The organism is Campylobacter sp. BCW_6877 (assembly GCF_001762445.1).
GTDB lineage: Bacteria > Campylobacterota > Campylobacteria > Campylobacterales > Campylobacteraceae > Campylobacter_D > Campylobacter_D jejuni.
Genome location: NZ_MJWW01000035.1, coordinates 72,556 through 96,641 on the forward strand (window position 1 = coordinate 72,556; position 24,086 = coordinate 96,641).

At 30.1% G+C, this 24,086-nt stretch carries 27 protein-coding genes; 15 read left to right on the top strand and 12 right to left on the bottom strand.

The window, feature by feature from the left end:
* Window positions 1–60: 60 nt before the first annotated feature.
* Genes cbrR through mrdA form a run of 10 tightly spaced genes read left to right on the top strand, consistent with a single transcriptional unit; the run spans window position 61 to window position 8,349 of the window.
* Window positions 61–1,305, top strand: a complete 1,245-nt coding sequence (cbrR, locus tag AJ936_RS04090) for a bile resistance response regulator CbrR (protein ID WP_044780550.1) — start codon at window positions 61–63, stop codon at window positions 1,303–1,305.
* Complete coding sequence (locus AJ936_RS04095) at window positions 1,296–2,111, top strand: TatD family hydrolase (protein ID WP_002861342.1); 816 nt, start codon at window positions 1,296–1,298, stop codon at window positions 2,109–2,111. Before cbrR ends, AJ936_RS04095 begins: the two co-directional genes overlap by 10 nt.
* The gene (locus AJ936_RS04100) at window positions 2,111–3,229 is read left to right on the top strand and encodes a lytic transglycosylase domain-containing protein (protein ID WP_004305487.1); all 1,119 of its coding nucleotides are present in this window, start codon (window positions 2,111–2,113) and stop codon (window positions 3,227–3,229) included. Before AJ936_RS04095 ends, AJ936_RS04100 begins: the two co-directional genes overlap by 1 nt.
* On the top strand, window positions 3,189–4,016 hold the full coding sequence (locus tag AJ936_RS04105) for a septal ring lytic transglycosylase RlpA family protein (RefSeq protein ID WP_002852227.1): 828 nt from the start codon (window positions 3,189–3,191) through the stop codon (window positions 4,014–4,016). Before AJ936_RS04100 ends, AJ936_RS04105 begins: the two co-directional genes overlap by 41 nt.
* 5 nt (window positions 4,017–4,021) lie before the next feature.
* On the top strand, window positions 4,022–4,510 hold the full coding sequence (locus AJ936_RS04110) for an HAD-IIIA family hydrolase (protein WP_044780548.1): 489 nt from the start codon (window positions 4,022–4,024) through the stop codon (window positions 4,508–4,510).
* The gene (locus AJ936_RS04115; protein WP_044780546.1) at window positions 4,501–5,016 is read left to right on the top strand and encodes a hypothetical protein; all 516 of its coding nucleotides are present in this window, start codon (window positions 4,501–4,503) and stop codon (window positions 5,014–5,016) included. The genes AJ936_RS04110 and AJ936_RS04115 overlap by 10 nt, the downstream gene beginning before the upstream one ends.
* Window positions 4,998–5,459, top strand: coding sequence for an LptA/OstA family protein (locus tag AJ936_RS04120; protein ID WP_002871339.1), 462 nt, complete (start codon window positions 4,998–5,000; stop codon window positions 5,457–5,459). Before AJ936_RS04115 ends, AJ936_RS04120 begins: the two co-directional genes overlap by 19 nt.
* Window positions 5,456–6,052 (top strand): ribosome biogenesis GTP-binding protein YihA/YsxC, encoded by a 597-nt coding sequence (gene yihA / locus AJ936_RS04125; RefSeq protein WP_004305491.1) that lies wholly within the window; start codon window positions 5,456–5,458, stop codon window positions 6,050–6,052. Before AJ936_RS04120 ends, yihA begins: the two co-directional genes overlap by 4 nt.
* Window positions 6,049–6,543, top strand: coding sequence for a hypothetical protein (locus tag AJ936_RS04130; RefSeq protein WP_070274111.1), 495 nt, complete (start codon window positions 6,049–6,051; stop codon window positions 6,541–6,543). Before yihA ends, AJ936_RS04130 begins: the two co-directional genes overlap by 4 nt.
* The gene (gene mrdA / locus AJ936_RS04135) at window positions 6,544–8,349 is read left to right on the top strand and encodes a penicillin-binding protein 2 (protein WP_070274112.1); all 1,806 of its coding nucleotides are present in this window, start codon (window positions 6,544–6,546) and stop codon (window positions 8,347–8,349) included.
* A gap of 120 nt (window positions 8,350–8,469) precedes the next feature.
* On the opposite strand, the gene AJ936_RS04140 is transcribed toward mrdA, so the two are convergent.
* The 12 genes from AJ936_RS04140 to AJ936_RS04200 form a co-directional block, all read right to left on the bottom strand.
* A complete protein-coding gene (locus AJ936_RS04140; protein ID WP_070274113.1) occupies window positions 8,470–10,260 on the bottom strand; it encodes an aminopeptidase P family protein in 1,791 nt (596 codons plus the stop codon).
* A gap of 15 nt (window positions 10,261–10,275) precedes the next feature.
* A complete protein-coding gene (locus AJ936_RS04145) occupies window positions 10,276–11,847 on the bottom strand; it encodes a peptide MFS transporter (protein WP_052794811.1) in 1,572 nt (523 codons plus the stop codon).
* 315 nt (window positions 11,848–12,162) lie between these two features.
* On the bottom strand, window positions 12,163–12,429 hold the full coding sequence (locus AJ936_RS10565) for a hypothetical protein (RefSeq protein WP_032599932.1): 267 nt from the start codon (window positions 12,427–12,429) through the stop codon (window positions 12,163–12,165).
* A 462-nt stretch (window positions 12,430–12,891) separates the two neighbouring features.
* Complete coding sequence (locus AJ936_RS10570; protein WP_126253410.1) at window positions 12,892–13,197, bottom strand: peptide transporter; 306 nt, start codon at window positions 13,195–13,197, stop codon at window positions 12,892–12,894.
* A gap of 8 nt (window positions 13,198–13,205) precedes the next feature.
* The gene (locus AJ936_RS10330) at window positions 13,206–13,487 is read right to left on the bottom strand and encodes a hypothetical protein (RefSeq protein WP_052794812.1); all 282 of its coding nucleotides are present in this window, start codon (window positions 13,485–13,487) and stop codon (window positions 13,206–13,208) included.
* A 125-nt stretch (window positions 13,488–13,612) separates the two neighbouring features.
* Complete coding sequence (locus AJ936_RS04170; RefSeq protein ID WP_004305497.1) at window positions 13,613–14,161, bottom strand: hypothetical protein; 549 nt, start codon at window positions 14,159–14,161, stop codon at window positions 13,613–13,615.
* Window positions 14,154–15,260, bottom strand: a complete 1,107-nt coding sequence (locus AJ936_RS04175) for a hypothetical protein (RefSeq protein ID WP_079264390.1) — start codon at window positions 15,258–15,260, stop codon at window positions 14,154–14,156. Before AJ936_RS04175 ends, AJ936_RS04170 begins: the two co-directional genes overlap by 8 nt.
* Window positions 15,247–16,122, bottom strand: a complete 876-nt coding sequence (gene era, locus AJ936_RS04180) for a GTPase Era (RefSeq protein WP_004305501.1) — start codon at window positions 16,120–16,122, stop codon at window positions 15,247–15,249. Before era ends, AJ936_RS04175 begins: the two co-directional genes overlap by 14 nt.
* Window positions 16,119–17,438, bottom strand: a complete 1,320-nt coding sequence (hslU, locus tag AJ936_RS04185) for an ATP-dependent protease ATPase subunit HslU (protein ID WP_004305504.1) — start codon at window positions 17,436–17,438, stop codon at window positions 16,119–16,121. Before hslU ends, era begins: the two co-directional genes overlap by 4 nt.
* Window positions 17,435–17,977: an ATP-dependent protease subunit HslV gene (gene hslV, locus AJ936_RS04190; protein ID WP_002776411.1), complete on the bottom strand. Its 543-nt coding sequence runs from the start codon at window positions 17,975–17,977 to the stop codon at window positions 17,435–17,437. The genes hslU and hslV overlap by 4 nt, the downstream gene beginning before the upstream one ends.
* The gene (gene rplI, locus AJ936_RS04195; protein ID WP_002781628.1) at window positions 17,977–18,420 is read right to left on the bottom strand and encodes a 50S ribosomal protein L9; all 444 of its coding nucleotides are present in this window, start codon (window positions 18,418–18,420) and stop codon (window positions 17,977–17,979) included. The genes hslV and rplI overlap by 1 nt, the downstream gene beginning before the upstream one ends.
* Before the next feature lie 12 nt (window positions 18,421–18,432).
* On the bottom strand, window positions 18,433–19,653 hold the full coding sequence (locus tag AJ936_RS04200; RefSeq protein WP_002861361.1) for an argininosuccinate synthase: 1,221 nt from the start codon (window positions 19,651–19,653) through the stop codon (window positions 18,433–18,435).
* Window positions 19,654–19,807: 154 nt separating this feature from the next.
* Here AJ936_RS04200 and AJ936_RS04205 point away from each other — a divergent pair, with 154 nt between their 5' ends.
* The 5 genes from AJ936_RS04205 to AJ936_RS04225 all read left to right on the top strand — a co-directional run bounded on the left by AJ936_RS04205 (window position 19,808) and on the right by AJ936_RS04225 (window position 24,018).
* Window positions 19,808–20,053: an RNA-binding S4 domain-containing protein gene (locus AJ936_RS04205; RefSeq protein WP_070210754.1), complete on the top strand. Its 246-nt coding sequence runs from the start codon at window positions 19,808–19,810 to the stop codon at window positions 20,051–20,053.
* Window positions 20,050–20,457, top strand: a complete 408-nt coding sequence (gene tsaE / locus AJ936_RS04210; protein ID WP_002854905.1) for a tRNA (adenosine(37)-N6)-threonylcarbamoyltransferase complex ATPase subunit type 1 TsaE — start codon at window positions 20,050–20,052, stop codon at window positions 20,455–20,457. Before AJ936_RS04205 ends, tsaE begins: the two co-directional genes overlap by 4 nt.
* A complete protein-coding gene (lptB, locus tag AJ936_RS04215; RefSeq protein ID WP_002855252.1) occupies window positions 20,450–21,178 on the top strand; it encodes an LPS export ABC transporter ATP-binding protein in 729 nt (242 codons plus the stop codon). The genes tsaE and lptB overlap by 8 nt, the downstream gene beginning before the upstream one ends.
* Window positions 21,178–22,428, top strand: coding sequence for an RNA polymerase factor sigma-54 (locus AJ936_RS04220; RefSeq protein WP_053872598.1), 1,251 nt, complete (start codon window positions 21,178–21,180; stop codon window positions 22,426–22,428). Before lptB ends, AJ936_RS04220 begins: the two co-directional genes overlap by 1 nt.
* Before the next feature lie 165 nt (window positions 22,429–22,593).
* Window positions 22,594–24,018 (top strand): anaerobic C4-dicarboxylate transporter, encoded by a 1,425-nt coding sequence (locus tag AJ936_RS04225; protein WP_004305519.1) that lies wholly within the window; start codon window positions 22,594–22,596, stop codon window positions 24,016–24,018.
* Window positions 24,019–24,086: the final 68 nt, after the last annotated feature.

The following is a 24,086-nucleotide window of genomic DNA, read 5'->3' on the forward strand; positions in this document are numbered from 1 at the left end:
TTTCCTTTCTTTTGAAATAAATATATTAAAAATTTTAGATATAAAGGTATTTTACGCACTATGAATAAGAAAATTTTAATTATTGATGATAATAAAATGCTCGGCAAACTTTTAGCTAAAAAAATTCAAATGACTTTAGATTATGAGGTAGATATTGCTTTTGGTTTTGCTGAAGCTAAGGAGTTAATGAACAATAATTATTTTTTAGCTTTTGTGGATTTATGTTTGCCAGATGCCCCAAATGGTGAAGTTGTGGATTATGTTATAGAAAAGAAAATTCCTGCTATTGTTCTTACGGCTAGTGGTGATAAGGCTACTAAAGAAAAATTTATGGATAAAGATATATTAGATTATATTTTTAAAGAAAGTGAAACTTGCATTGATGAGATTATTAGTTCTATTATAAAACTTAATCAATATGCAAAAACTAAAGTGATTTTAGCTATGAGCAAGCTACCTGAACGTAATGAAATTAAAAAAATACTTACTCAAAGACAATTTAATGTTTTAGCTGCAGCTCATGGTGAAGAAGCAATGAGTTATTTAAATGATAATAATGATGTTAAGCTTATTATAGCAGATGTCAATATGCCAGTAATTAGTGGTTTTGAGCTTTTAACTCAAGTAAGAGAGCGTTTTAGTGATGATGAATTAGGTGTGATTCTTTTGGGGGATCATAATGATTCATTTGAAGCGAATTCTTTTAAAAATGGAGTTAATGAGTATTTGTTCAAGCCTTTAAGCAAAGAAAGCTTTAATTGCCGCTTAGATCGTTGTTTATCTTATATGGATGATAAAAAATTTTTAAGCACTTATAATGTTTTAGATCCTGTATCTGGGGTTAAAAATTATAATGCCTTAATCGATGGAATAGATGATTATTTTAATGAAATAGCGACAAAAGACGAGGAATTTGCTTTTGCTTTCTTAGATATAGATAATCTTCAAATGATTAACGATGAATACGGCCGTGAAGTTGGTGATGAAGTAATTAAAATCTGCGCTAATGAAATAGTTAATGAAACTAAAGGAAGAGATCTTGTAGGTAGATATAGTGCAGAAAAAATTTGTATTTTACTTAAAAATATATCCCAAGAAAGAGCGATTAAAATCTTTTCTCGTATACGAGTAAATATAAAAAAGGCTGGTGTTTTGGTTAATTTAGATGAAATCTTTTTTACAGCTTCTATAGGCGTGGTTTTTGGAAAAAGTGGAGATAAGATTGATTCTTTGGTTGATAAAGCAAGTAAAATATTGTCTCAAGCAAAAGATAATGGCAAGGATAGAGTTGAAGTATGTTCTTAAATCTTGATTTTCAAGATGGTTTAAGGATTGTTGATACGCATTGCCATCTAGACAGTGAAGCATTTAAAGATGATTTAGATGAAACTTTAAATCGTGCTTTTAAAAATGGTATAGAGAAAATCATCATACCTGGTGCTGATATAAAAGATTTGCCCTATGCAGCTACAATTGCTCATAAATATAAAAATATTTTTTTTGCAGCAGGGGTGCATCCTTATGAAATTGATAATTATGATGAGAAAATTTTAAGGCAGTATTTATGCGATGAAAAGTGTGTAGCTGTAGGTGAATGTGGGCTTGATTATTTTCGTTTTAAAAGTGATCTTGCTGAAGAAATTCAAAAAGAAAAAGAAAATCAAAAAAAGATTTTTATCGCACAGCTTGAACTTGCTATTGAATTTAAAAAACCTGTTATCATTCACTCAAGAGAAGCAAATCATGATACTTATGAGATTTTACATGGGTATTCTAAGGATCTTGTAGGAGGAGTTTTACACTGCTTTAATGCAAGCGAACATTTGCTAACTCTTTTTGAAGATGGATTTTATTTTGGTATTGGAGGAGTTTTAACTTTTAAAAATGCTAAGAAATTAGTTGAAATTTTACCTAAAATTCCAAAAGATAGACTGCTACTTGAAACTGATGCTCCATATCTTACTCCAGAGCCTTATCGCGGTAAAAGAAATGAACCTTTGTTAACTCAATTTGTAGCAAACAAAATGTGTGAAGTATTGAAATTATCAAGAAAAGAGCTTTTAGAAATTTGTTTTAACAATTCTGAAAAATTATTTTTTAAAGGTTATTGATGAAAAAAATTTTATTGTGTTTTTTAATATGTTTTAATTTTCTTTTTGCACAAATTAATACTCCTGAATTTTATGAAAGACAAATGAATGTTTTAAGAAATTTGGATATTAATCCAAGTTTTATTAGTGATTTGATTTTTGTGCAAACTCAACAAGATATAAAATCAAAACACGCTCAAACTTTAATAGATAGTATGCAAAATTTTTCAAAAGTTACTCCTATGATAAGAAAAATTTTAGCCCAGCAGGAAGTTCCTGATGAGATTTTGTATCTAGCTATGGTTGAATCAGGCTTGAAAACTCATAGTGTTTCTAATGCCAAGGCTGTAGGGGTTTGGCAATTTATGCAACCAACAGCTAGAAATTTGGGTTTAAGAATCGATGCTTATGTTGATGAAAGGCGTGATCCGGTCAAGTCAACTTATGCCGCTACAAATTATTTAAAAGAGTTAAAAGAAGAATTTGGCAAATGGTATTTAGCGCTTTTAGCTTATAATTGTGGAAATGGTAAACTAAGACAAGCTATCAAGCAAGCAGGAAGTGATGATTTAAGTGTTTTATTGAACCCTGATAAGAAATATCTTTCTTTAGAAACTAGAAATTTTATAAGAAAAATTTTAACTCTTGCTTTTTTAGCCAATGATAGGGATTTTTTACTAGATAAAGATGCGTCTTTAATGAATTATGCTTTAAGCAACGAATTCGCAAAAGTTGATGTGCCTTCTTCTGCATCTTTAAAAGAAATAGCTAAAAATTTAAATATGGATCTTGCAACTTTTAAGAAATATAATCCACAATTTAAACATAATTTTACGCCTCCTGGTAAAGGGTATTATATGTATATACCACTTAATAAAGTGGCATTTTTTGATAAAAATTTTAAAGCAGAAAAACTTGCGAAGGTTGATACAACTATACCTATGACAAGAACTTATACCGTTAAGTCTGGTGACTCTTTATATAAAATAGCAAGAAATTATAATATAAGTGTTGATGAAATTCGAGAATTTAATAAAATAGCAAAAAATCATCTTAGTATTAATCAAAAATTAATTATACCAATCAAGGAGAATAAAAATGCAAATAAAAACAATTACACTAAAGTTGTCAGCCGTTAGTCTAGGGGCTTTATTTTTTAGTGGTTGTTTAGGCACTAGTTTTTTTTCTAGCTTGGATAATGCTCAAGTGTATTATCCTTCAAATGATTTTAAAAGCAGTCCTAGTTCTTCAGGGACTAAAGGAACGATGAAGCCTTATACTATCAATGGTAAAACTTATTATCCTACTGTTGTAGCAGTAGGTGAAACTGCTGATGGTATTGCGAGTTGGTATGGGCCAGGCTTTCACGGCAAGAAAACCTCTAATGGTGAAACCTATAATCAAAATGCTTTAACCGCGGCTCATAAAACTTTACCTATGAATACCATCTTAAAAGTAACTAATCTAAATAACAATCGTCAAGTTACCGTTCGTGTAAATGATAGAGGTCCTTTTGTGAATAATCGTATTATAGATTTATCAAAAGGAGCTGCTAGTCAAATTGATATGATTGCTTCAGGAACAGCTCCAGTAAGGCTTGAGGTTATAGGGTTTGGATCAAGTAATTCGGGTAATAATATTGTACATTCTAATGTAAACTATGGAAATAGTGGAGAGATTGCAAATAATGGACAAATTTATGAAGGTGGAAATTTCATGGTTCAAATTGGAGCCTTTAAAAACCCAGCTGGAGCACAAACGATAGCAGCAAGATATAAAACTTATAGAACTTATAGCTCTACTATACGCACAAGCTCAGTGGATGGGTTAAATCGCGTTTTCTTAACAGGCTTTAGAAGTGAAGATGAAGCAAGGGATTTTGCTGCAAGTGGTGCATTTGCAGGTGCATTTGTTGTAAGAGAGTAGAAATTATGACAGAATTGATTTTTTTGGATGTAGATGGCTGTTTAACTGATGGGAAGATTATTTATACTTCTAATGGAGAATTTATTAAAGAATTTGATGTAAAAGATGGAGCGGCTATCGAGGCTTGGCTAAAGCTTGGTAAAAAAATTGCTATTATTACAGGTAGAAATTGTCCTTGTGTTGAAAAAAGAACTAAAGATTTAAAAATAGAAATTTTATATCAAGGCATCAAGGATAAGTTAGCTTGTGCAAAAGAAATTTTACAAAAACTTAATTTAGATTTTTCTCAGTGTGCGGCTATTGGGGATTATTTTAACGATAAGGCTTTGCTTGAAAGTGTAGGACTTAGTTTTAAGCCAAAAGATGGTCATAAAGATTTAAATGTAGACATAGTGCTTAGCAAAAAAGGTGGTAAGGCTGCTGTAGCACAGATGATAGAAATTTTAGTAGAAAAAAATCATCTAGAAGAAGAATGGAATAAGCTTTGGCTATAAAAATTTTTGGAATTTTAATTGCTCTTTTTACAATTACTTTTACGATTTTAAGTTTGCAAGATCCGTATTCTTTGAATTTGCAAACTAATGCTTTAAATTTTAAAAATATTGAGGCTAAAAATTTGAAAGCTTATGAGAGTAATGCTAGTACAATTAAGGCATATTATAAGGCAAATTCTTGGGTGAGATATGCAGATAGAGATGAATTTAATGATTTTATTACTTTAAATTTAGATTTTAATCTTAGTGCGAATCGTTTAGAGTTTTTCAATAAAGATATGAGCAAGGTTTTGTTTGAAGGAAATGTTACTTATATAGGTTCTAATAATGTCAAAATTATTTCTCAAGAGGCAGAATACCAACCTAAGGATAAAATTTTACACACAAATACTAATTTTAAAGCTCTAATCAATGGAAGTATTATTAATGGAAATACTTTAAACTATGATACAAAAAACAAAATTTTAAATATCCAAGGAGTAAATGCGTGGTTGCAAGACAAATAATTTTATTGTTAGCTTGTGTAAGTGTAACTTGGGCAACTCAAATTGAAGTAAAAGCTTTAAATTTTTACTCAGATGAAAATAAGGGTGAAAGTATTCTTAGTGGAAATGTAGAAGTAATTAGGGGTGATGATATTTTAAATTCTGAAAAATTGATTATTTATACGGATAAAAATCGCAAACCTATTCGTTATGAAGCAATGCAAAATGCTACGTTTAAGATTGTTTTAAAGGGTAAAACTTATAAAGGTAGTGGAGATAAATTTATTTATAATGTTATTAAAGATACTTACGAGATTAATGGTCATGCTTATATAAATGAGCTTGGAAGTAATCAAAAACTTTTTGGTGATAAAATAATAGTCGATAGAAAAGCTAATATTTATCGAGTGGAGAGTAAGGATCAAAAACCTGCTCGTTTTGTGTTTGATCTTAAAGACAAATGATAATTAGTGCTAAATTTATCACTTCTTTAGTGAAATTTGATGAGAAATTGAGCTCAAATTTTAGTGAAGTAGCATTTTTGGGGCGTTCCAATGTCGGAAAAAGTTCTTTAATCAATTCTTTGTGTAAACAAAAAAATTTAGCCAAAAGTTCGGCAACTCCCGGAAAAACTCAGCTTATAAATTTTTTCCAAGTAACTTGCAAAAGAAATGAAGAAAAATTTAATATCAATTTTATCGATTTACCAGGGTTTGGTTATGCAAAGGTTTCTAAAAATTTAAAAGCAATATGGAATCAAAACTTAGATGAATTTTTAAAATTAAGAACCTCGATAAAGTTATTTATACATTTAATCGACTCAAGACATACTCATTTAGAGATCGATGTAAATTTAAATGACTATTTGAAAAGATTTTTACGACCTGATCAAAAAATTTTAAAAGTTTTTACCAAATGCGATAAATTAAATCAAAGTGAAAAAGCTAAGTTAAAAAATGAATTTAAAGATTCTATTTTAGTTTCAAATTTGAATAAAATTGGCCTTGATTCTTTAGAAGATATTATTATCAATCAAACTTTAGGTCTTGATAAATGAGAAGAAATTTAAGTGCTTATAAAGCAAAATTTAATGGATCTTATGTCTTTTTAGGATTTTTTTTTCTAATTTATCAGATTCTTGGTTCGACTTTTGTATATACTCCGTTACTTTATGGGATTTTTTTCTGTTATATGTTTTGCTTGCTAGAAGAGAGAGAAAGGACTTTTTCAAAGCTTGATTTTAGATGGTATTTTTCTTTATTTTTTTTATTTTTTACTGATATAACTTATAATTTTTTTATTTTTTCATCTTGGCTGGCGTTTTTTATTTTTTATTATCTTTGTGCGGATTGGATTAAGACAAATTTAAAAATTGGTAAATTTATCCCTGTTGTTTTTGTGCTTTGTGCTTACGGCATTATTTTGTTTTTGGATATGATATTGTCTTATATTGGAGATGAAAAAATTAAAATTTTAGGATGGGCGTATATTGTTTCAGTTTTTATAGAATGTTGTTTAGCTTATGTGTTTTTTAAAGGTAAAATTTAAATGAGAATGCGTTTAGTTGTTGGATTTATACTATTGTTTTTTATATTTTTATTAAGTCGTGTGTATTATTTGAGTATAAAATCAAATGTATATTATGAAGAACTTGCTAAACAAAATGCCATAAAAACTGAATTTTTAGCACCTGTTAGGGGTCAAATTACAGATAGAAATGGAACTTTATTGGCTATTAATGATTTGGGTTTTAGTATTTCTATTAAACCTTATTTAAGTATTAAAAAGTCAAATAAAGGAATTCTAGATAAAGAACTATCTGAACTTGCAAATTTATTTCCTGATTTAAATGCTAGTAAATTAGCAGAAATTTATAAGAGAAATGATTCTTACTATAATCAAGATTTTATTAAAGTTGTAGATTTTATACCCTACGATGAGATTATTCCGCATTATTCAGAGTTAAATCTTAATAAAACAATAAAAATAGATCCTGTTGTAAAAAGAAAATATCCTTTTGGAAAATTGGCTTCGCATATTATTGGGTATGTAGGTAAGGCAAATTTGCAAGATGTTCAAGAAAATGAAATAGCAAAACTTTCTAACTATACGGGAAAAAGCGGTATAGAACGCTATTATAATGATATTTTACAAGGAGAAAAAGGAACTAGGGTTTATAAGGTTAATGCCTTAAATCAAGAAGTAGAACAGCTTTCTTACACTCCTGCTATGTCTAATGATATAGAACTTACGATAGATATAGAGCTTCAGTCTTATTTAACTTCATTATTTGAAGGGAATGCTGGAGCTGCTATAATTATGAATGTAAATGATGGATCTATTTTAGCTGCAGGGAGTTTCCCTGAATATGATCTTAATCCTTTTGTAACAGGGATCTCTTTTAAGGATTGGGACGAGCTTTCAAATAGTCTTGATCATCCTTTTACAAATAAACTTATAAATGGATATTATCCTCCAGGTTCTGTTGTAAAAATGGGAGTAGGGCTTTCTTTTTTAAATTCTAAAAATATTAGCCCGACGACTCAATATGTTTGCAATGGAAGCATTGAGCTTGGAGGCAGGTTTTTTAGATGTTGGAATCGATCGGGCCATGGACCTGTGGATTTAAAACATGCGATAAAATATAGTTGTGATGTTTATTTTTATAATGGCAGTTTGCAAGTTGGAATCGATCAAATAAGTGAAACTTTATCTCGCATTGGTTTTGGAGCGAAAACAGGGGTAGATTTACCTAGTGAATTTGTAGGGACTTTACCAAGCAAAGAATGGAAGATGCAAAGATATAGACAATCTTGGTTTCAAGGTGATACTTTAAATACAGCTATAGGTCAAGGTAATTTTCTTGCAACACCTATGCAAATTGCTAGATATACAGCTCAAATCGCAAAAGGTGGAGAGGTTATACCTCATTTTTTAAAAAGTATAGAAAATAATAATACAACTATAGAAAATCAAATGGATGAAAATAAAAAAGAAATTTTTACTTTATTTGAAAAGAGTCAATTGCCTTATATAAGAGATGCAATGTATGCTGTTGCTAATGAGCAAGGAGGAACCTCTTATCGTTATTTGCATAATCTTGATGTGAAAGTTGCAGCAAAAACAGGAACTGCTCAGGTTGTGGGATTTTCACAGACAGATAAAAATAGGGTCGATGAAAAACAATTTGAGTATTATACTAGATCTCATGCGTGGCTTACTTCTTATGCTCCTTATTCTAAGCCAAAATATGTAGTTACCGTTCTTTTGGAACATGGTGGGAGAAATATTACTTCAGGGGCAACTGTAGCTAAAATTTATCAAAAAATGATTGAACTTGGATATTTTAAATAATTTTTAGTTGTAAATCGAGTTTTTCAAAAAAAACTTTTTTAGCAATTGGTTTAAAAACCTTGCATTAAACAAATTATAAGTTTAATACAAGGAAAATTTATCTATGTTAACAAAAGTATCTTAAAAGATGGCTTTTGTTCTTTTTTCAAGCCAAACTAGAGCTTTTGGATAATCACCTAGCTTAGGAGAAAGTTTTTCAAATACTTCTTTGTGATAATTGTTTAACCATTCTTTTTCTTTTTCATCTAACATTTTTATATCAATACAAGATATTTCAAAAGGACAAAGGGTAACAGGTTTAAAGTATAAAAACTCTCCAAAATCTTTATTTTTAGGATTTTCTACTTTGGTATGAATAACTAAATTTTCAAGTCTTATACCCCATTTACCTACTTTATAAATACCTGGCTCTATGGAGGTTAGCATACCTTCTTTAGCTTTTGTTTTTTCAAGCACAGGGGATAGATAAGATAAAACTTGTGGACCTTCATGGACATTTAAAAAATATCCCACGCCATGTCCTGTGCCGTGTATATAGTCAATTTGTTCTTTCCATAAAGGTGCGCGTGTGATTGCATCAAGTAAGGGCATAGCTATATCTTTTGGAAAAATTGCACTGGAAATGGCAATATGTGCTTTTAAAACCAAGGTATAGTCATGAATTTGTTCTGCATTAGCCTTTCCTATTGGTACAACGCGTGTAATATCTGTTGTACCGTTTTTATATTGTCCACCAGAATCAATAAGTAAAAGCCCATCTTTTTTAAGATAAGCAAAACTCTCTTTTGTGGCTTTATAATGTGGATATGCTGCGTTTTCGTTAAAGCCTGCTATAGTGGCAAAACTATCACTTATGTAGTACTTGCTTTGTGCTCTAAATTCGCTTGCTTTAGCATCTATGTCCAATTCGCTTATTAATTCTTTATTTTCTATCGCTTCTTCAAGCCAGGCAAAAAATTTACATAAAGCCACTCCATCTTCTATCATAGCATCTTGTATATGCGCTATTTCTTTTGTATTTTTAGCTGCTTTTAAGCGAGTGCTTGGATTAATTTCTTGGATGATTTTTACGCTTTTGTCTAAAGAATTTATGAGTAAAGCGGTCATTTTTGAAGGTTCAATAAGCAAATTTGTATTTGTAAGTTTTTCAAGCTCCATGATGATTTCATCATAATTTTTAAGCCAAAACCCATCTAAATTTAATTTTTTTTTAAGTTCTGAATTTACTTTTTTCTGATCAACAAAAAGCAAAGCTTTGTCTTCCAAGATTAGCAAATGACTTAAAAATACAGGATTATAATTTACATCATTCCCTCTTAAATTTGTAAGCCAAGCTATATCATCAAGGCTGGAGATTAAATGAGAGGTAGTATTTAAATTTTTCATTTTTTGACGCACTAATGCTAATTTTTCTTTTCTTGAGTAAGAGCAGTATTCTAGTTCGTGTTCATAAATTTTTTCTTGTGGTAAAGTGGGACGATCTTTCCAAAGTGGACTTATTAAATCTATATGTTTTAAATTTGCCTTGCAATTAATCTTTAAATCTTTTTGCAAAGATAAAGGTAAAAGTGCAAAATCGATGCCTAAAATTTGATCTTCGCTTAAATTTTTTTCCAACCATTTGGTAAAAGTATTTTTAGCATCTTGCTTTTGTAAAAGTATGCCACTACCTTCTAATTCCTTTTGTGCTTGAAGCCAATATCTTCCATCTACCCACAAAAAGCCCTCTTCTTGTGTGATAAGAACTGTTCCAACAGAACCCTTAAAGCCACTGATAAAGATTCTGTTTTTGTAATATTCTGGTAAATATTCGCTCAAATGCGGATCTGCACTTAAGATGAGATAGGCGTCAATATTATTTTCTTTCATTAATCTTCTAAGTTCTAATACTCTTTGTTTGTAAATACTCATATTTTCTCCTTAATATTAATTTTTTAGTATTTTATTGATAGGTTTTTTGAGTATAAGTAAAATTATAACAGCACCAAGTAATATCCACATACATTGGTAAAATAAATTTGGCAAATAAGCTATATTTTCTTTACTTGCTTTACCACCTATGAATCCAGCTAAAGCATTGCCTAATGCACTTGCTACAAACCAAAGTCCCATGACTTGAGATTTAATTAAATTAGGTGCAATTTTTGTCATTATAGAAAGTCCCACAGGGGAAAGGCAAAGCTCTCCTAAAACCATAAGCAAAAAGCTACTGACAAGCCACCAAGGTGAAACTAAAATAATTTGTGATGAATTTTCTAAATTTTCTCTTAATGTATTAGCATCGCCATTTAAACTAATTGCATGATTTGAAGCTAAAGCCATTATTAAAAATGCCAAAGCTGCACCCAAAAGTCCTAATGCAAATTTAATAATAGATGAAATTTCTTTATTATTTTTGGCACATATAGTCCATATAAAAGCACTAAAAGGTGCAAAAAGTATAACAAATAAACCTCCAAGAGATTGAAACCATATTGTAGGAATTTCATAATTTAATATGGTTTTATCTGTTAATTTTTCTGCAAAAAAATTAAAAGAAGTGTATTGTTGCTCATATACTGACCAAAATAACGCAGCCGCTAAAAATAAAACAATAAAAATAATTAAATTTCTTTTTTCTTCTATTTTTAAAGAAGTAAAAGCGAAAAGATATAAAAAATAAATTCCAGCACAAGCTAAGATAGTTAGAATAATATTTTTATTAATAACTTGTGCATCTAATTTTATAAAACCACCAAGGATTAAAAATATTGCTCCAAGCAAAACAATACCTGATACAATGATGATGTAAAATGCGTTTTTGCTTTTTTTGCTTGGTCTATCCCAAGTAGAGTCTATGCCAACTTTTTCATCAAATTCTTTTAAATCAGGCATAGTTTTTAGGTAGAAAATAATTACCGCTAAAAGCATACCAATCCCACCTGCACCAAAACCAAAATGCCATCCGTATTCTTTTTGTAAAAAGCCGCAAATTAAAGGAGCTACAAAAGCACCAAAATTAAAACACATATAAAAAAGAGTAAAACCAGAATCACGCCTTGCATCATTTTTTTTATAAAGCATTCCAACCATTACAGAAGCGCAAGTTTTAAAAAGTCCTGTACCTATAACCAAAAAAACCATACCAACAAAAATCATTTTATTGTTAAAATAAGAAAAGGCTATGCACAAATGTCCAAATGCTATAGTTAAAGCACCTAGTAAAATTGCTCTTTTTTGTCCTAAGTAATTATCCGCAAGCCACCCACCTGGCAAAGCAGCAAGATATAAACAACTTGCAAAAATTCCCATAATTGCACTTGCTTCTTCAGGTTTTAAGTTCATTCCACTTTTTTCAAAACTTGCTATCATAAAAAGGTAAAGCAAGGGACGAATTCCGTAAAAAGAAAATCTTTCCCAAAGCTCGGTAAGCGAAAGAGATAAAAGTGGTTTTGGATGTCCAAAAAATGAAGTATCTAAATTTTTTACATTTTTACTTAATTTATATCCTTTATGTATTTTTATTTATAAATTATAGACAAGAAATTAAAAAATATGTATAACTTTGTAATATTTTTAAATAATTTATATCATAATGTTACTTTTTTGCAAATATAAAAAAAGAAATATTAAGATCAATTTTCAACTTTGGTGTATTTTGTATTTTAAGTTTAATTAGATAATTGCTTATTTTTTCGTTAAGAATTTTATAAATTGGTTTTTTAGCAATAAAAAGCATCCACATGCATTGTCCAAAAATACTGGGAAGTTGATCGATGTTTTTAATATTGACATAAATCCTGCAACAAAATTTCCAAGCGCACTTGCTACAAACTAAAGTCCCATGACTTGATTTTCGATTAAATCAGGGGCAACCTTAGCCATTATAGAGAGTCCAATAGGAGACACGCATATTTCCCCAAGTGTTAAAAAGAATATACTTATGATAATCCAAGCCATGGATATTGGTAAACCATTGTTGTTTATTAGATTTTGTGAAGCAAAGGTCATCATCATAAAACCAATACCGGCAAATAATATTCCTAAAGTAAATTTTCCAATGGAAGAAAAATATATATTTTTTTCTCTAAAAATATCCAAATATAACTTGCTATAGGAGTAAGTATTATGATAAAAATTGGATTAAAAGATTGAAACCAGTTTGTTGGAATTTTTCAATCAAAAATATTTCTATTTGTAAAATCTTGCGCAAAAAGATTATAAGCAGTAGGTTTTTGTTTAAAAGTACTCCAAAAAAAAGTGGCTGCAAAGAATAAAACAATTAAAATTGTTAATTGCTGTTTTTCTCTTTTATTTAAGGTTTTAAAAACAAAAAGATATATGAAATAAATTACCAAACATAGTAAAATTACAATTAGAAGTTTTTTTGATAGTATTATGGGATTAATATCTGCAAGATTAATAAAAATTAGAAAAAATCCAATAATACTTAACAAGCTTATACTTAGTATAAGAGTTAAATTTTTACTTTTTTTAAATGGTTGTTCCCAGTTTCGCTTTAAAGTGTAATTTTTATGAAATTCTTCAAGCTCAGGGATAGCTTTAAAATATAAAATAAGCAAAGAGATTACCTAAACCTCCTATGCCAAATCCTAAATGATAATTCCATTTTGCTTGAACAAAACCACATATAAGAGGAGCAATGAATGCTCCAATGTTAATTCCTATATAAAAAATCGTATAGCCAGTATCGCATCTTGTATCATTTTGTTTGTATAACATTCCAACTGTTACAGAAGCGCTAGTTTTAAAAAATCCAGTACCAATAACGATAAAAGTAAGCCCTAAGAAAAACATAGGTGTGCTTAAAATAGATAAGGCTATGCTAATATGTCCTAAAGCTATAATAAAAGAACCTAAAAATAAAGCCTTTTTTGCCCTAAATAATTATCAATAATCCAGCCTCCAGGAAGTGCTGCTAAATACAAGCATCCTGCAATGCCATAAATTGCCAAGGCGTATTCAGTACTTATTCCAAGTCCACCTTTGCTTATGGTTGTTGCCATGAAAAGCACAAGTAAAGATCGTATGCCATAAAAAGCAAATCTTTCCCAAAGTTCTACCATTGATAGAGAGAATAAAGGCTTGGGATGACCTAGGAAATTTGTATCGAGTTTTTGTATTTCTTGCTTAGTCACTTCCCAACACCTTTCTTTTTTATGCTTAAAATATTTTAACTAATAGTAATAGAAAAATAATTAAATTACAATATTTTTAAATATTTTTTTATAATAATATTTAAAAATATAACATTTTAATATTATTATAAATTAATAAATTTAAACATTAAATCAAGCTTTAATTTTAAACCCTGTGTATTGTATAGTTTTATTTTATCAATTTTTAAAGCTATAGGAAGATTTTCTAAATTTTGTATAAAATTGAGCAAGTCTTTAAAGTTGCCATTTAAACTTAGAGAAACATAATTATAGTGAATAAAATTTTTGTTTTCTTGGGAAAATTTTATTTCATTAATGATTAAATTTTTGGATAAATTATTGATTTTTTTATTGAAAAAATCTTTATCATAAGAAAATAAATGTAATTTTTCTTTATAGTATTTTAATTTTTCTTCCTCTGTTTTTATCTGTTTTGTTAGCTTTGTCTCTATTTCTTTAAGATGTGAATTTTCTATTTTTGCTTCATTTAATGCAAGGTAATTATGTTCTACTAATGTTTTTTGAAAAATATCTTCCAAAAAGTGATCGTGAATTTTAAAAGCTAAAAACAAAGCACAAAGGCAGATAAAAGAAATAAAAAGAAATTTTTCCCTAGGATTTAAATTTTGCAAAAATACTTCTATTTTATTCATGTATGACTTCTAATATGATATTAAATGTTTCTTTATTTTTATCAAGAATTTTAAAAGCAGAATTTAGATTTTCTAATGCTCTTTTAAAGTGGTTTTCATCGATAAAAGAAAGAATGATTTTTGTTTGTTCAAATTCAAGATTTGTGATTTTAAGTTCATTGGAGTTAAGCCATGATATGATTTGATTTAGAATGATTGCTTTATTTTTATCTAAATTGATTTCTTTTGTTATGATGGATAAAATATGAAATTGTTGTTGTGTAGATGATATTTTATTGGAAAGAGTAAAGTTTAAATCTTGTATGTTTGTTAATAATTTTTGCTTATCTTGTTTTAGTTTAGAAATTTCTTCTTGTATGATAAAATTTTTATTTTGAATTTCCTTATTTTGTTTGTACTCTATAAAATCTTTAAATAATAAAATCATCATACTAAGACTAAAGCTAAAAATAAATATTAATATAATTTTAAAAGAAATAGATATTTTTATTTTATTATACTTGATAAAATTACAATTTTGATCTAGATTTTTTATGCTATATGAACTTAATTTCAATAAACTATTTTTATCAAGAATATCATTTAGATTTAAACATTTTATTTGAGACGAGAAGTAATGTTTGATTGTATCCAAATCCTGATAAAGTAGCAATTTGCTTTCATAGTGTTTTAAAAGTTCTATAAATCGATTTTGTTTAAAAAATAAATCCATATTACTTGGGTTGAAATTTTCGATTTTTTTAAGATTGATAAATTTTCCTTCTTGGTAAAAATATAAATATAAAGTTTGATCATATAAATTTAAAACACAATAATCACTTTCCTCAATAAATCTTTCATCAAATAAAGCTTGAAAAATTAAAGGCTCAGGAAAGCAAAAACGACTTTTTTTCAATTTGTAAACAGGTGCTAAAAAACAATGATAAATTTCATTATGTTTAAAAAAAGCTATTTGGTAGTCAAAGGGTTTGCTTAGCTTAAAATCTGCGGTTAAATTGTTAAAAAGTTCGTCTTCTTTGAATATTCCTGTTCTTTGAGTATAAAGCAAATCTGTAGATTTTATAAAATTTATTTTATTTAATGAATTAATTTTCATCATTTAAAAGTTTTTTTAAAAATTCTTCATCTTTTTGCCAGTTTTTTTTCACTGTTACGAAAAGCTTTAAAAGTACCTTTTTTTGTGCAAGTTTTGAAATTTTAAAGCGTGCATCTTTGCCTATTCTTTTTAAAGTTGCCCCTTCTTTTCCTATAAGCATACCCTTGTGAGAGTTTGTATCGGTGATGATATTGGCTTCTAGGATTAAAAGATTAGGTGTGTCTTTAGTGCGATGGATAAGCACTTCGCTACTATAAGGAAGCTCATCGCTTAAATTTTCATAAATACTTTCAAGTATGAAATCTCTATAAAGTTCTTTTTCGCTACTCGCACTTAAAAATTCAGGATCATAAAAATATTCATGTTCGTCAAGATATTTTACTATCTCATCTAACAAGCCTTTTTTATAGCTTTTTTTCTTAGAAGAATAAGGAATGATAGCCTTAAAATGTTGGCTAAATTTTGCATATTCGCCAAGTTTTTTTAAAAGCGTAGCATTGTCGGTTAAATCTACTTTATTTAAAACGATGATATGTGGTACTTGTGGGTTTAGACTAAGAAAATTTTCATAGTCTTTTGTACTATCAAAAATACTCGCCACAAATAAAATCACATCACAATCCCCCATGGATTTAATAGCACTTTGGACAAGCAGTTGATTAAGCCTAGCACCGCTTTCGTGAAGTCCTGGGGTATCGATGAAAATGATTTGATTTTTTTCATGTATCACTATGGCTTTGATTTTACGTCTTGTGGCGTTTTGTTTGTGAGAAACTAGGGCAATTTTTTCTTCTAATAAGGAATTGATTAAAGTACTTTTTCCTGCATTAGTGCGCCCTATGATGCTAACAAAGCCACTTTTCACAAAATATACCTTGCAAGATCTTTATTTTCTATGATATCTCCGAGTTTTTCTTCTACCATTTTTTTATCCACTACGAATTTTTTACCCGCATACTCATCAGCTTCAAAGCTTAGATCTTCAAGTAATTTTTCTATCACAGTATGTAAGCGTCTAGCACCTATATCTTGCATTTCTTCATTAGCTCTTGAAGCTATTTTTGCTATTTCTTTAATGGCTTCATCATTAAATTCAAGTTCTAATTTTTCAGTTTTTAAAAGCTGAGAGTATTGTTTTAAAAGTGAATTTTTAGGACGTGTTAAAATTTCATAAAGAGCTTTATCATCAAGACTATCTAATTCCACTCTTAAAGGAAAGCGTCCTTGAAGTTCAGGGATAAGATCGCTTGGTTTGCTAAGATGAAAAGCCCCTGCGGCGATAAAAAGAATATGATCGGTTTTTAAAGTACCTATTTTTGTTTGTACATTTGATCCCTCTACTATAGGAAGTAAGTCTCTTTGCACCCCTTCTTTACTTGGATCTTGGCGGTTTGAATTTCCGCTTGAAACAGCGATTTTATCGATTTCATCAATAAAAATAATCCCTTCATTTTCCGCTCTTTTTAAGGCTTCGCTTTTGATACTTTCTTGATCTAGGATTTTTTCTCCTGCTTCGTTTTTTAAAGCATTTTTAGCGTCTTTGATTTTCATTTCTTTTTTGACTTTTTTACTGCCAACGCCTATAACCTTAACTATATCTTGCATTGCACCCATTTCAGGAGGTAGGTTAGGATTGGTATCGAACATATTTTGTGAAATTTCTATCTCTATGGTGCTTTCATCAAGATCGCCATTTCTTAGTTTAGTTCTCATTTTTTCAAGACTGTTTTTATATTCTTCTTGTTTTTCATCGCTGATACCCTTTGGTAAAGGTGGTAAAAGTTTTTCTAAAATTTTATTTTCTATAAATTCATCGATTTTATCTTTGTTTTTTTCTCTTTGCTCATTTTTTACCAAATTTAAAGCTGCATTGGCAAGATCTCTTACCATGCTTTCCACATCACGACCTACAAAACCCACTTCAGTATATTTGCTCGCTTCGATTTTGATGAAAGGAAAGCCCATCATTTTAGCTAAACGCCTAGCGATTTCTGTTTTTCCTACACCTGTAGAACCTATCATCAAGATATTTTTAGGTACGATATCATCTTGTAATTCAGGGCTAAGTTGCATTCTGCGGTAGCGATTTCTTAAAGCTATAGCTATGATTTTTTTAGCTTTTTTTTGTCCTATAACATAATCATCTAAAAATTTAACAATTTCTTTTGGAGTTAGATTCATTTCTCATCCTCGATTACATAAGTTTTGATATTGGTATTGGTGTAAATGCAAATTTCACCTGCGATTTGAAGGCTTGATTTTACAAGTTCTTCTTCATCTAAATTTGCATGTTTTGCTAAGGCTCTAGCAGCTGAAAGTGCATAGTTTCCACCACTTCCTATGGCTGCGATTTGCCCATCTTCAGGTTCGACCACATCGCCTGTACCAGAAAGTAGAAAAATGTGATTTCTATCAAGTACAAGCATCATGGCTTCAAGTTTTCTTAGGTATTTATCTTTTCTCCATTCTTTAGAAAAGTCAATCGCTGCTTTTAAAAGATCGCCTTTAGAACTTTGAAGGAGATTTTCAAACATATCAAAAAGATTAAAAGCATCAGCTGTCGATCCTGCAAAACCTGCTAAAACTTTTCCATTATTAAGTTTTCTAATCTTTACAGCATTGCCTTTTAGTACCGTGTTTCCAAAGCTTACTTGTCCATCTCCGCCGATTACGGATTTATTTTTACCTTTGTAAGCTAAAATCGTTGTTGCGTGAAACATTATTCTGCCTTTATGTTTATGTTAAATTTAGCATGGATTGCGTGTCCAAGTTTTACGCTTACCTCGTGAATTCCTAAGCTTTTTAAGGTGTCGCATTCTAAACTTTTTTTATCGATTTCTATATGGCTTTGTTCTTTTAGGGCGTGAGCGATTTCATCTTTGGTTACACCACCAAACAAACTTCCATTTGCACCTACGGGTTTTGAAATTTCAAGAGTGATTTTGCTAAGTTCTTCTTTGAGTTTTTCTAAATTTGCGATTTCAAAGCGTAAATTTTCAGCCTCTTTTTTCTTATCGCTTTCGTATTTTCTTAAAACTTCATTAGTAGCTGCTTTAGCAAAGCCTTTAGCGATTAAGAAATTTTGTCCGTAGCCGTCTTTTACTTCTTTTATTTCTCCTGCTTTTCCAAGTGCTTTTACATCTTTGATTAATAATACTTTCATTTTATTCCTTTATTAAAATTTTCTTCCATTTTTTCCTGCAATGATAAAACGCAAAGCATTAAGCTTGATAAAGCCTGCTGCGTCTTTTTGATTATACACTTCATCTTCTTCAAAAGTACAATAAGCTGCGTTAAACAAGCTATCGTTCGCACTTTCACGTCCTATAACCATCACATTGCCTTTATAAAGCTCGAGTTTTACTCTGCCATTGGCGTGAATTTGAGACTCATCGATTAAGGCTTGAAGCATCATTCTTTCAGGCGAGAACCAATAGCCATTATAAATTAAACTTGCGTATTTTGGCATGAGTTCATCTTTTAAGTGTGCTGCTTCTCTATCAAGCGTGATGCTTTCAAGCGCTCTGTGTGCTTTTAAAAGTATAGTACCGCCTGGAGTTTCGTAACAACCACGACTTTTCATTCCTACATAGCGATTTTCTACTATATCAAGGCGTCCTATACCGTGTTTGCAGCCTAGTTCGTTAAGTTTGGTTAAAAGTCCTGCAGGACTTAGTTTTTCTCCATTTATCGCTACTAAATCTCCCTTTTGGAAATCAAGTTCTATAATTTCACTTTCATTTGGAGCGTCTTTTGGGCTTTTACTCCATCTCCACATATCTTCTTGGGGTGCGTGTGCAGGATCTTCTAAAACAAGTCCTTCATAAGAAATATGAAGTAAATTTGCGTCCATAGAATAAGGAGATTTTCCTTTTTTCTTAGAAATATCAATACCGTGTTTTTGTGCATAAGCAAGGAGTTTTTCACGACTGTTTAAATCCCACTCACGCCATGGAGCGATGATTTTTAAATCGGGATTAAAAGCAAGATAACCAAGTTCAAAACGCACTTGATCATTTCCTTTGCCTGTAGCACCATGACTTACCGCATCAGCACCTGTTTGCAGGGCAATTTGTGCTTGAGTTTTTGCTATAAGTGGTCTTGCTATACTTGTTCCTAAAAGATATTCTCCTTCATAAATCGCATTGGCTCTAAACATAGGAAATACATAATCTTTAACAAATTCATCTCTTAAATCTTTAATGAAAATATTTTCTTCTTTTATACCTAAAGAAAGGGCTTTTTTTCTTGCAGGTTCGAGTTCTTCGCCTTGACCAATATCTGCTGTAAAAGTTACAACTTCACAATTATACTCATCTTGAAGCCATTTTAAAATGATGCTCGTATCAAGCCCCCCAGAATACGCTAAAACTACTTTTTTTACTTCATTTTTCATAAGATATCCTTTGCTAAAATAGATTTGAAAATTGTAAAATTGTATCCAAATTTCATTAAAGAAAAGTTTTTACTTGCTATTTTCTTAAAAAATAAAGCAAAGGCGTAAGCAAATTTTGTTCCAAAAATTGATTTTTTTTGCTAAAATTGCTTTTATGAGAGTAGATAAATTTTTAAATGTAGTTAATATCACGAAAAGAAGAGCTATTTCTGAAGATATGTGTAAAAGTGGCATAGTGGGGATTAATGGCGTTATTGTTAAAGCGAGTAAAGAGATTAAGGTGGGTGATATTATCACTTTACATTTTATTGAATACACTCAAAAATATAAAGTCCTAGCTATACCTAGCACGAAAAGCATTCCTAAAAATGCACAAAATGAATATGTGGTAAAATTATGAAAGAATTTATTTTAGCAAAAGATGAGATCAAAACGATGCTTCAAATAATGCCTAAAGAAGGTGTTGTTTTGCTTCAAGGAGATTTGGCTAGCGGAAAAACAAGCTTGGTGCAAGCTTGGGTTAAATTTCTTGGTCTTGATGCAAGGGTAGATTCTCCAACTTTTTCCACTATGCAAAAATATGAAAATCATGATATTTGCATTTATCATTATGATATTTATCAAGAAGGTTTAGAAGGACTTTTAGCGAATGGTTTATTTGAAAATTTTTTTGAAAAAGGTTTACATTTGGTTGAATGGGGCGGTGAAAATTTGAAAAAAACTTTAATGAAATTTGGAATTTCTACTATCCAGATTAAAATTAGCATTAAAGACGACAAAAGAAAGTATGAAATTTATGAGTAAATTAGAAATTGTAAATTTAGAAAAAATTATTAAAAAAACTAAGATTATACATGGAATTTCTTTAGAGGTTAATAGCGGAGAAGTTGTAGGACTTTTAGGGCCAAATGGCGCAGGAAAAACAACAACTTTTTATATGATATGTGGACTTATTTCTCCAAGTAGTGGAAAAGTTCTTTTAGATGGTTTGGATGTAACAAAAGATCCTTTAAACAAAAGAGCTAGATCAGGGATAGGTTATCTACCTCAAGAAAGTAGTATTTTTAAGGATTTAAGTGTAGAAGATAACCTGCTTTTAGCGGCTCAGATTTTTTATAAAGATAAAAAAATTTTACATGATAAAGTTGAGCAAATGCTTGAACTTTTAAGTATAGAACCTATTCGTTTAAGGAAAGGTTTAAGTTTAAGTGGAGGTGAAAGAAGGCGTTGCGAGATCGCTAGAAGCTTGATGTGCGAACCTAAGTTTTTGCTTCTTGATGAGCCTTTTGCAGGTGTTGATCCTATAGCAGTGGCTGAAATTCAAACTTTAATTAAAGAGCTTAAAAGATTAGGGATTGGGGTTTTAATTACTGATCATAATGTGCGTGAGACTTTGGCTATTTGTGATAGAGCTTATGTTATAAGATCAGGTTCTTTACTTGCTAGTGGGAATGCTGATGAAATTGCAACCAATAAAGACGTGAAAAAGTATTATTTAGGAGCGGAGTTTAAACTCCTTGATTGATGTTAAAGCAAAAAATCACTCAAGCACCCAAGACTAAAATTTCTCAAACTTTACGCTCTTGGTTGCCGATTTTACAAGCAAACATAGAGGATTTAAAAGAAAATTTAGATAAATTTGCTGAGGATAATCCTTTCTTAAATGTTCAAGATTCGATACAAACTCATGATAAGGATAAGAATTATTTTGATTCATTTTATAAACATAATGCAAATTCGGCTTTTGTGGATAGTAAAGGACTTGCCAAAAAAAGTGTTTATGAGCTTTTAAATGAACAGATTCTTCCTCCTTTGTTTCCTACAAACAAATCTCAAGAGCTTGCAAAAAAAATTATAGAATGCTTAAATGAGGAAGGATATTTTGAATACGATGAAGAATTTTTAAAAGAGTATTCCTTAGAAGAAATTGAGCGAGTAAGAGCAAGATTTAAATTTTTAGATCCTGTAGGAGTAGGAGCTAAAGATTATAAAGAAGCATTTTTATTTGCTCTTGAAAATATGGAATTAGATGAAGATATTGATGAGTTTTGTAGAATGTTGATTATGGATTTTGAAAATATACAAAACTATACCAAAGAGCCTTTATATAAAGAAGCATTGGCTGTACTTAAGCGCTTTAGCACTCCTCCTTTTTTGGAATATTTTGAAGATTCTCGTATAATTGTTCCTGATATTTTTGTTTATAAAGAAAATGGTGAAATTAAAGTAAAAATCAATGATGATTATTATCCTGAAATTTCAATTCAAACTGATGGTTTAGAGCATGATTTTTTAAGTCATTACATCAAAGAAGCAAAAAATTTAGTCGATGCTCTAGCGATGAGAAAAGCTACTCTTTATAAAATAGGGCTTATGATAGTAGAATATCAATATGATTTTTTCATGGGAAAAGAGATAAAACCTATGACTTTTAAGGATTTAGCACTTGATTTAGAACGTAATGCTTCGACTATATCAAGAGCTGTGGCAAATAAATATTTAAGTTGTGAAAGAGGACTTATTCCCTTGCGTGATTTTTTTGCTTTTGCTCTTGATGAAGAGGGAGAGACTTCAAATGTAGGTGTTAAAGAATTCGTGGCAAATTTAGTAAAGAATGAAGATCGCAATAAACCTTTAAGCGATAGTAAAATTTTAGAATTAATCAAAGAAGAATTTAAGGTCGATATCGGACGAAGAACTATTACAAAATATCGCAAACATCTTAATATAGCAAGCTCTACAGATAGAAAAAAAATATATGAACTTGAAGGATAAAATTCTATACAATCTGTCAAACCCATTACGCTTGTGTTTTATATTTAAATTTAATTTAAATAATTTAAAAAATTGTTATTTTTATTTTTATAAATATTATTCTTTAATTTAAAAATGTGATACAATAATAACTGTTTTTAAATATCAATTTTCAAAGGAGTTAAAATGGATTTTTTAACAAGCCTTACCGAGGGAGGGCAATTTGCAGTCCAAATCATTATCGTTTTAATTTGTCTTTTTTACGGTGCAAAAAAAGGCGGTATAGCGCTTGGTTTGCTTGGTGGTATAGGTATTTTAATGCTTGTATTTGCTTTTCATATAAAGCCTGGAAAACCAGCCATAGATGTTATGCTTACAATTTTAGCGGTGGTGGTTGCGAGTGCAACTTTGCAAGCGAGTGGTGGTTTAGATGTTATGCTTCAAATAGCAGAAAGAATTTTAAGACGCAATCCTAAGTTTTTAACAATACTAGCACCTTTTGTAACCTGCTTTTTGACTATACTTTGTGGAACAGGACATGTGGTTTATACTATTATGCCTATTATTTATGATATAGCGATTAAAAACGGTATTCGTCCTGAGCGTCCAATGGCAGCAGCTTCTATATCATCACAAATGGGTATTATTGCATCTCCTGTATCTGTGGCTGTTGTGAGTTTGACTGCTTTGCTTTTAAATGCTAATCATAAATTAGCAGGTTTTGATGGTTATATTAATCTTCTTCAAATTACCATACCTAGTACATTATTTGGTGTGTTGTGTATAGGAATTTTTTCTTGGTTTAGAGGAAAAGATTTGGATAAAGATGAAGTATTTCAAGAAAAACTTAAAGATCCTGAATTTAAAAAATATGTTTATGGGGATTCTAAAACACTTTTAGGTGTTAAACTTCCAAAAAGCAATTGGGTCGCAATGTGGATTTTCTTAGGAGCTATTGCTTTAGTGGCTTTATTGGGTGTATTTGATTTTTTGCGTCCAAACTGGGGACAAGTTGTAAAAAATGGCATTCCTCAAGTAGATGCTTTAGGTAACCCTAAAATGGATGTTTTATCCATGGTTTCAGTTATTCAGATGTTTATGCTTTTAGCAGGTTCTTTGATTATCATCTTTACTAAAACAGATGCAAAGAAAATCGGCTCTAATGAAATTTTTAAATCAGGTATGATAGCGCTTGTTGCGGTTTTTGGAATTTCTTGGATGGCTGATACTATGTTTGCAGTTCACACTCCTATGATGAAAGCAGCACTTGGAGATATAGTAAAAGAGCATCCTTGGACTTATGCTGTAATGCTTCTTTTAATTTCAAAATTTGTAAACTCTCAAGCAGCAGCTATTTCGGCTTTTGTTCCTTTGGCTTTAGGAATTGGTGTTGAACCTGGTGTAATTGTTGCCTTTGCGGCTGCTTGTTATGGGTATTATATTTTACCAACCTATCCAAGCGATTTAGCTACTATACAATTTGATAGATCAGGTACTACTCACATTGGTAAATTTGTTATCAATCATAGTTTTATTTTACCAGGTCTTATAGGTGTAATCACTTCTTGTATAGCAGGATATTTTATTGCTATGGCAGCGGGTTATCTTTAACAATTTTTAGCAGGATTTTTCCTGCTAAATTCTTCATTTGTCTTTTTATTTAATGTAAATAAAAATTA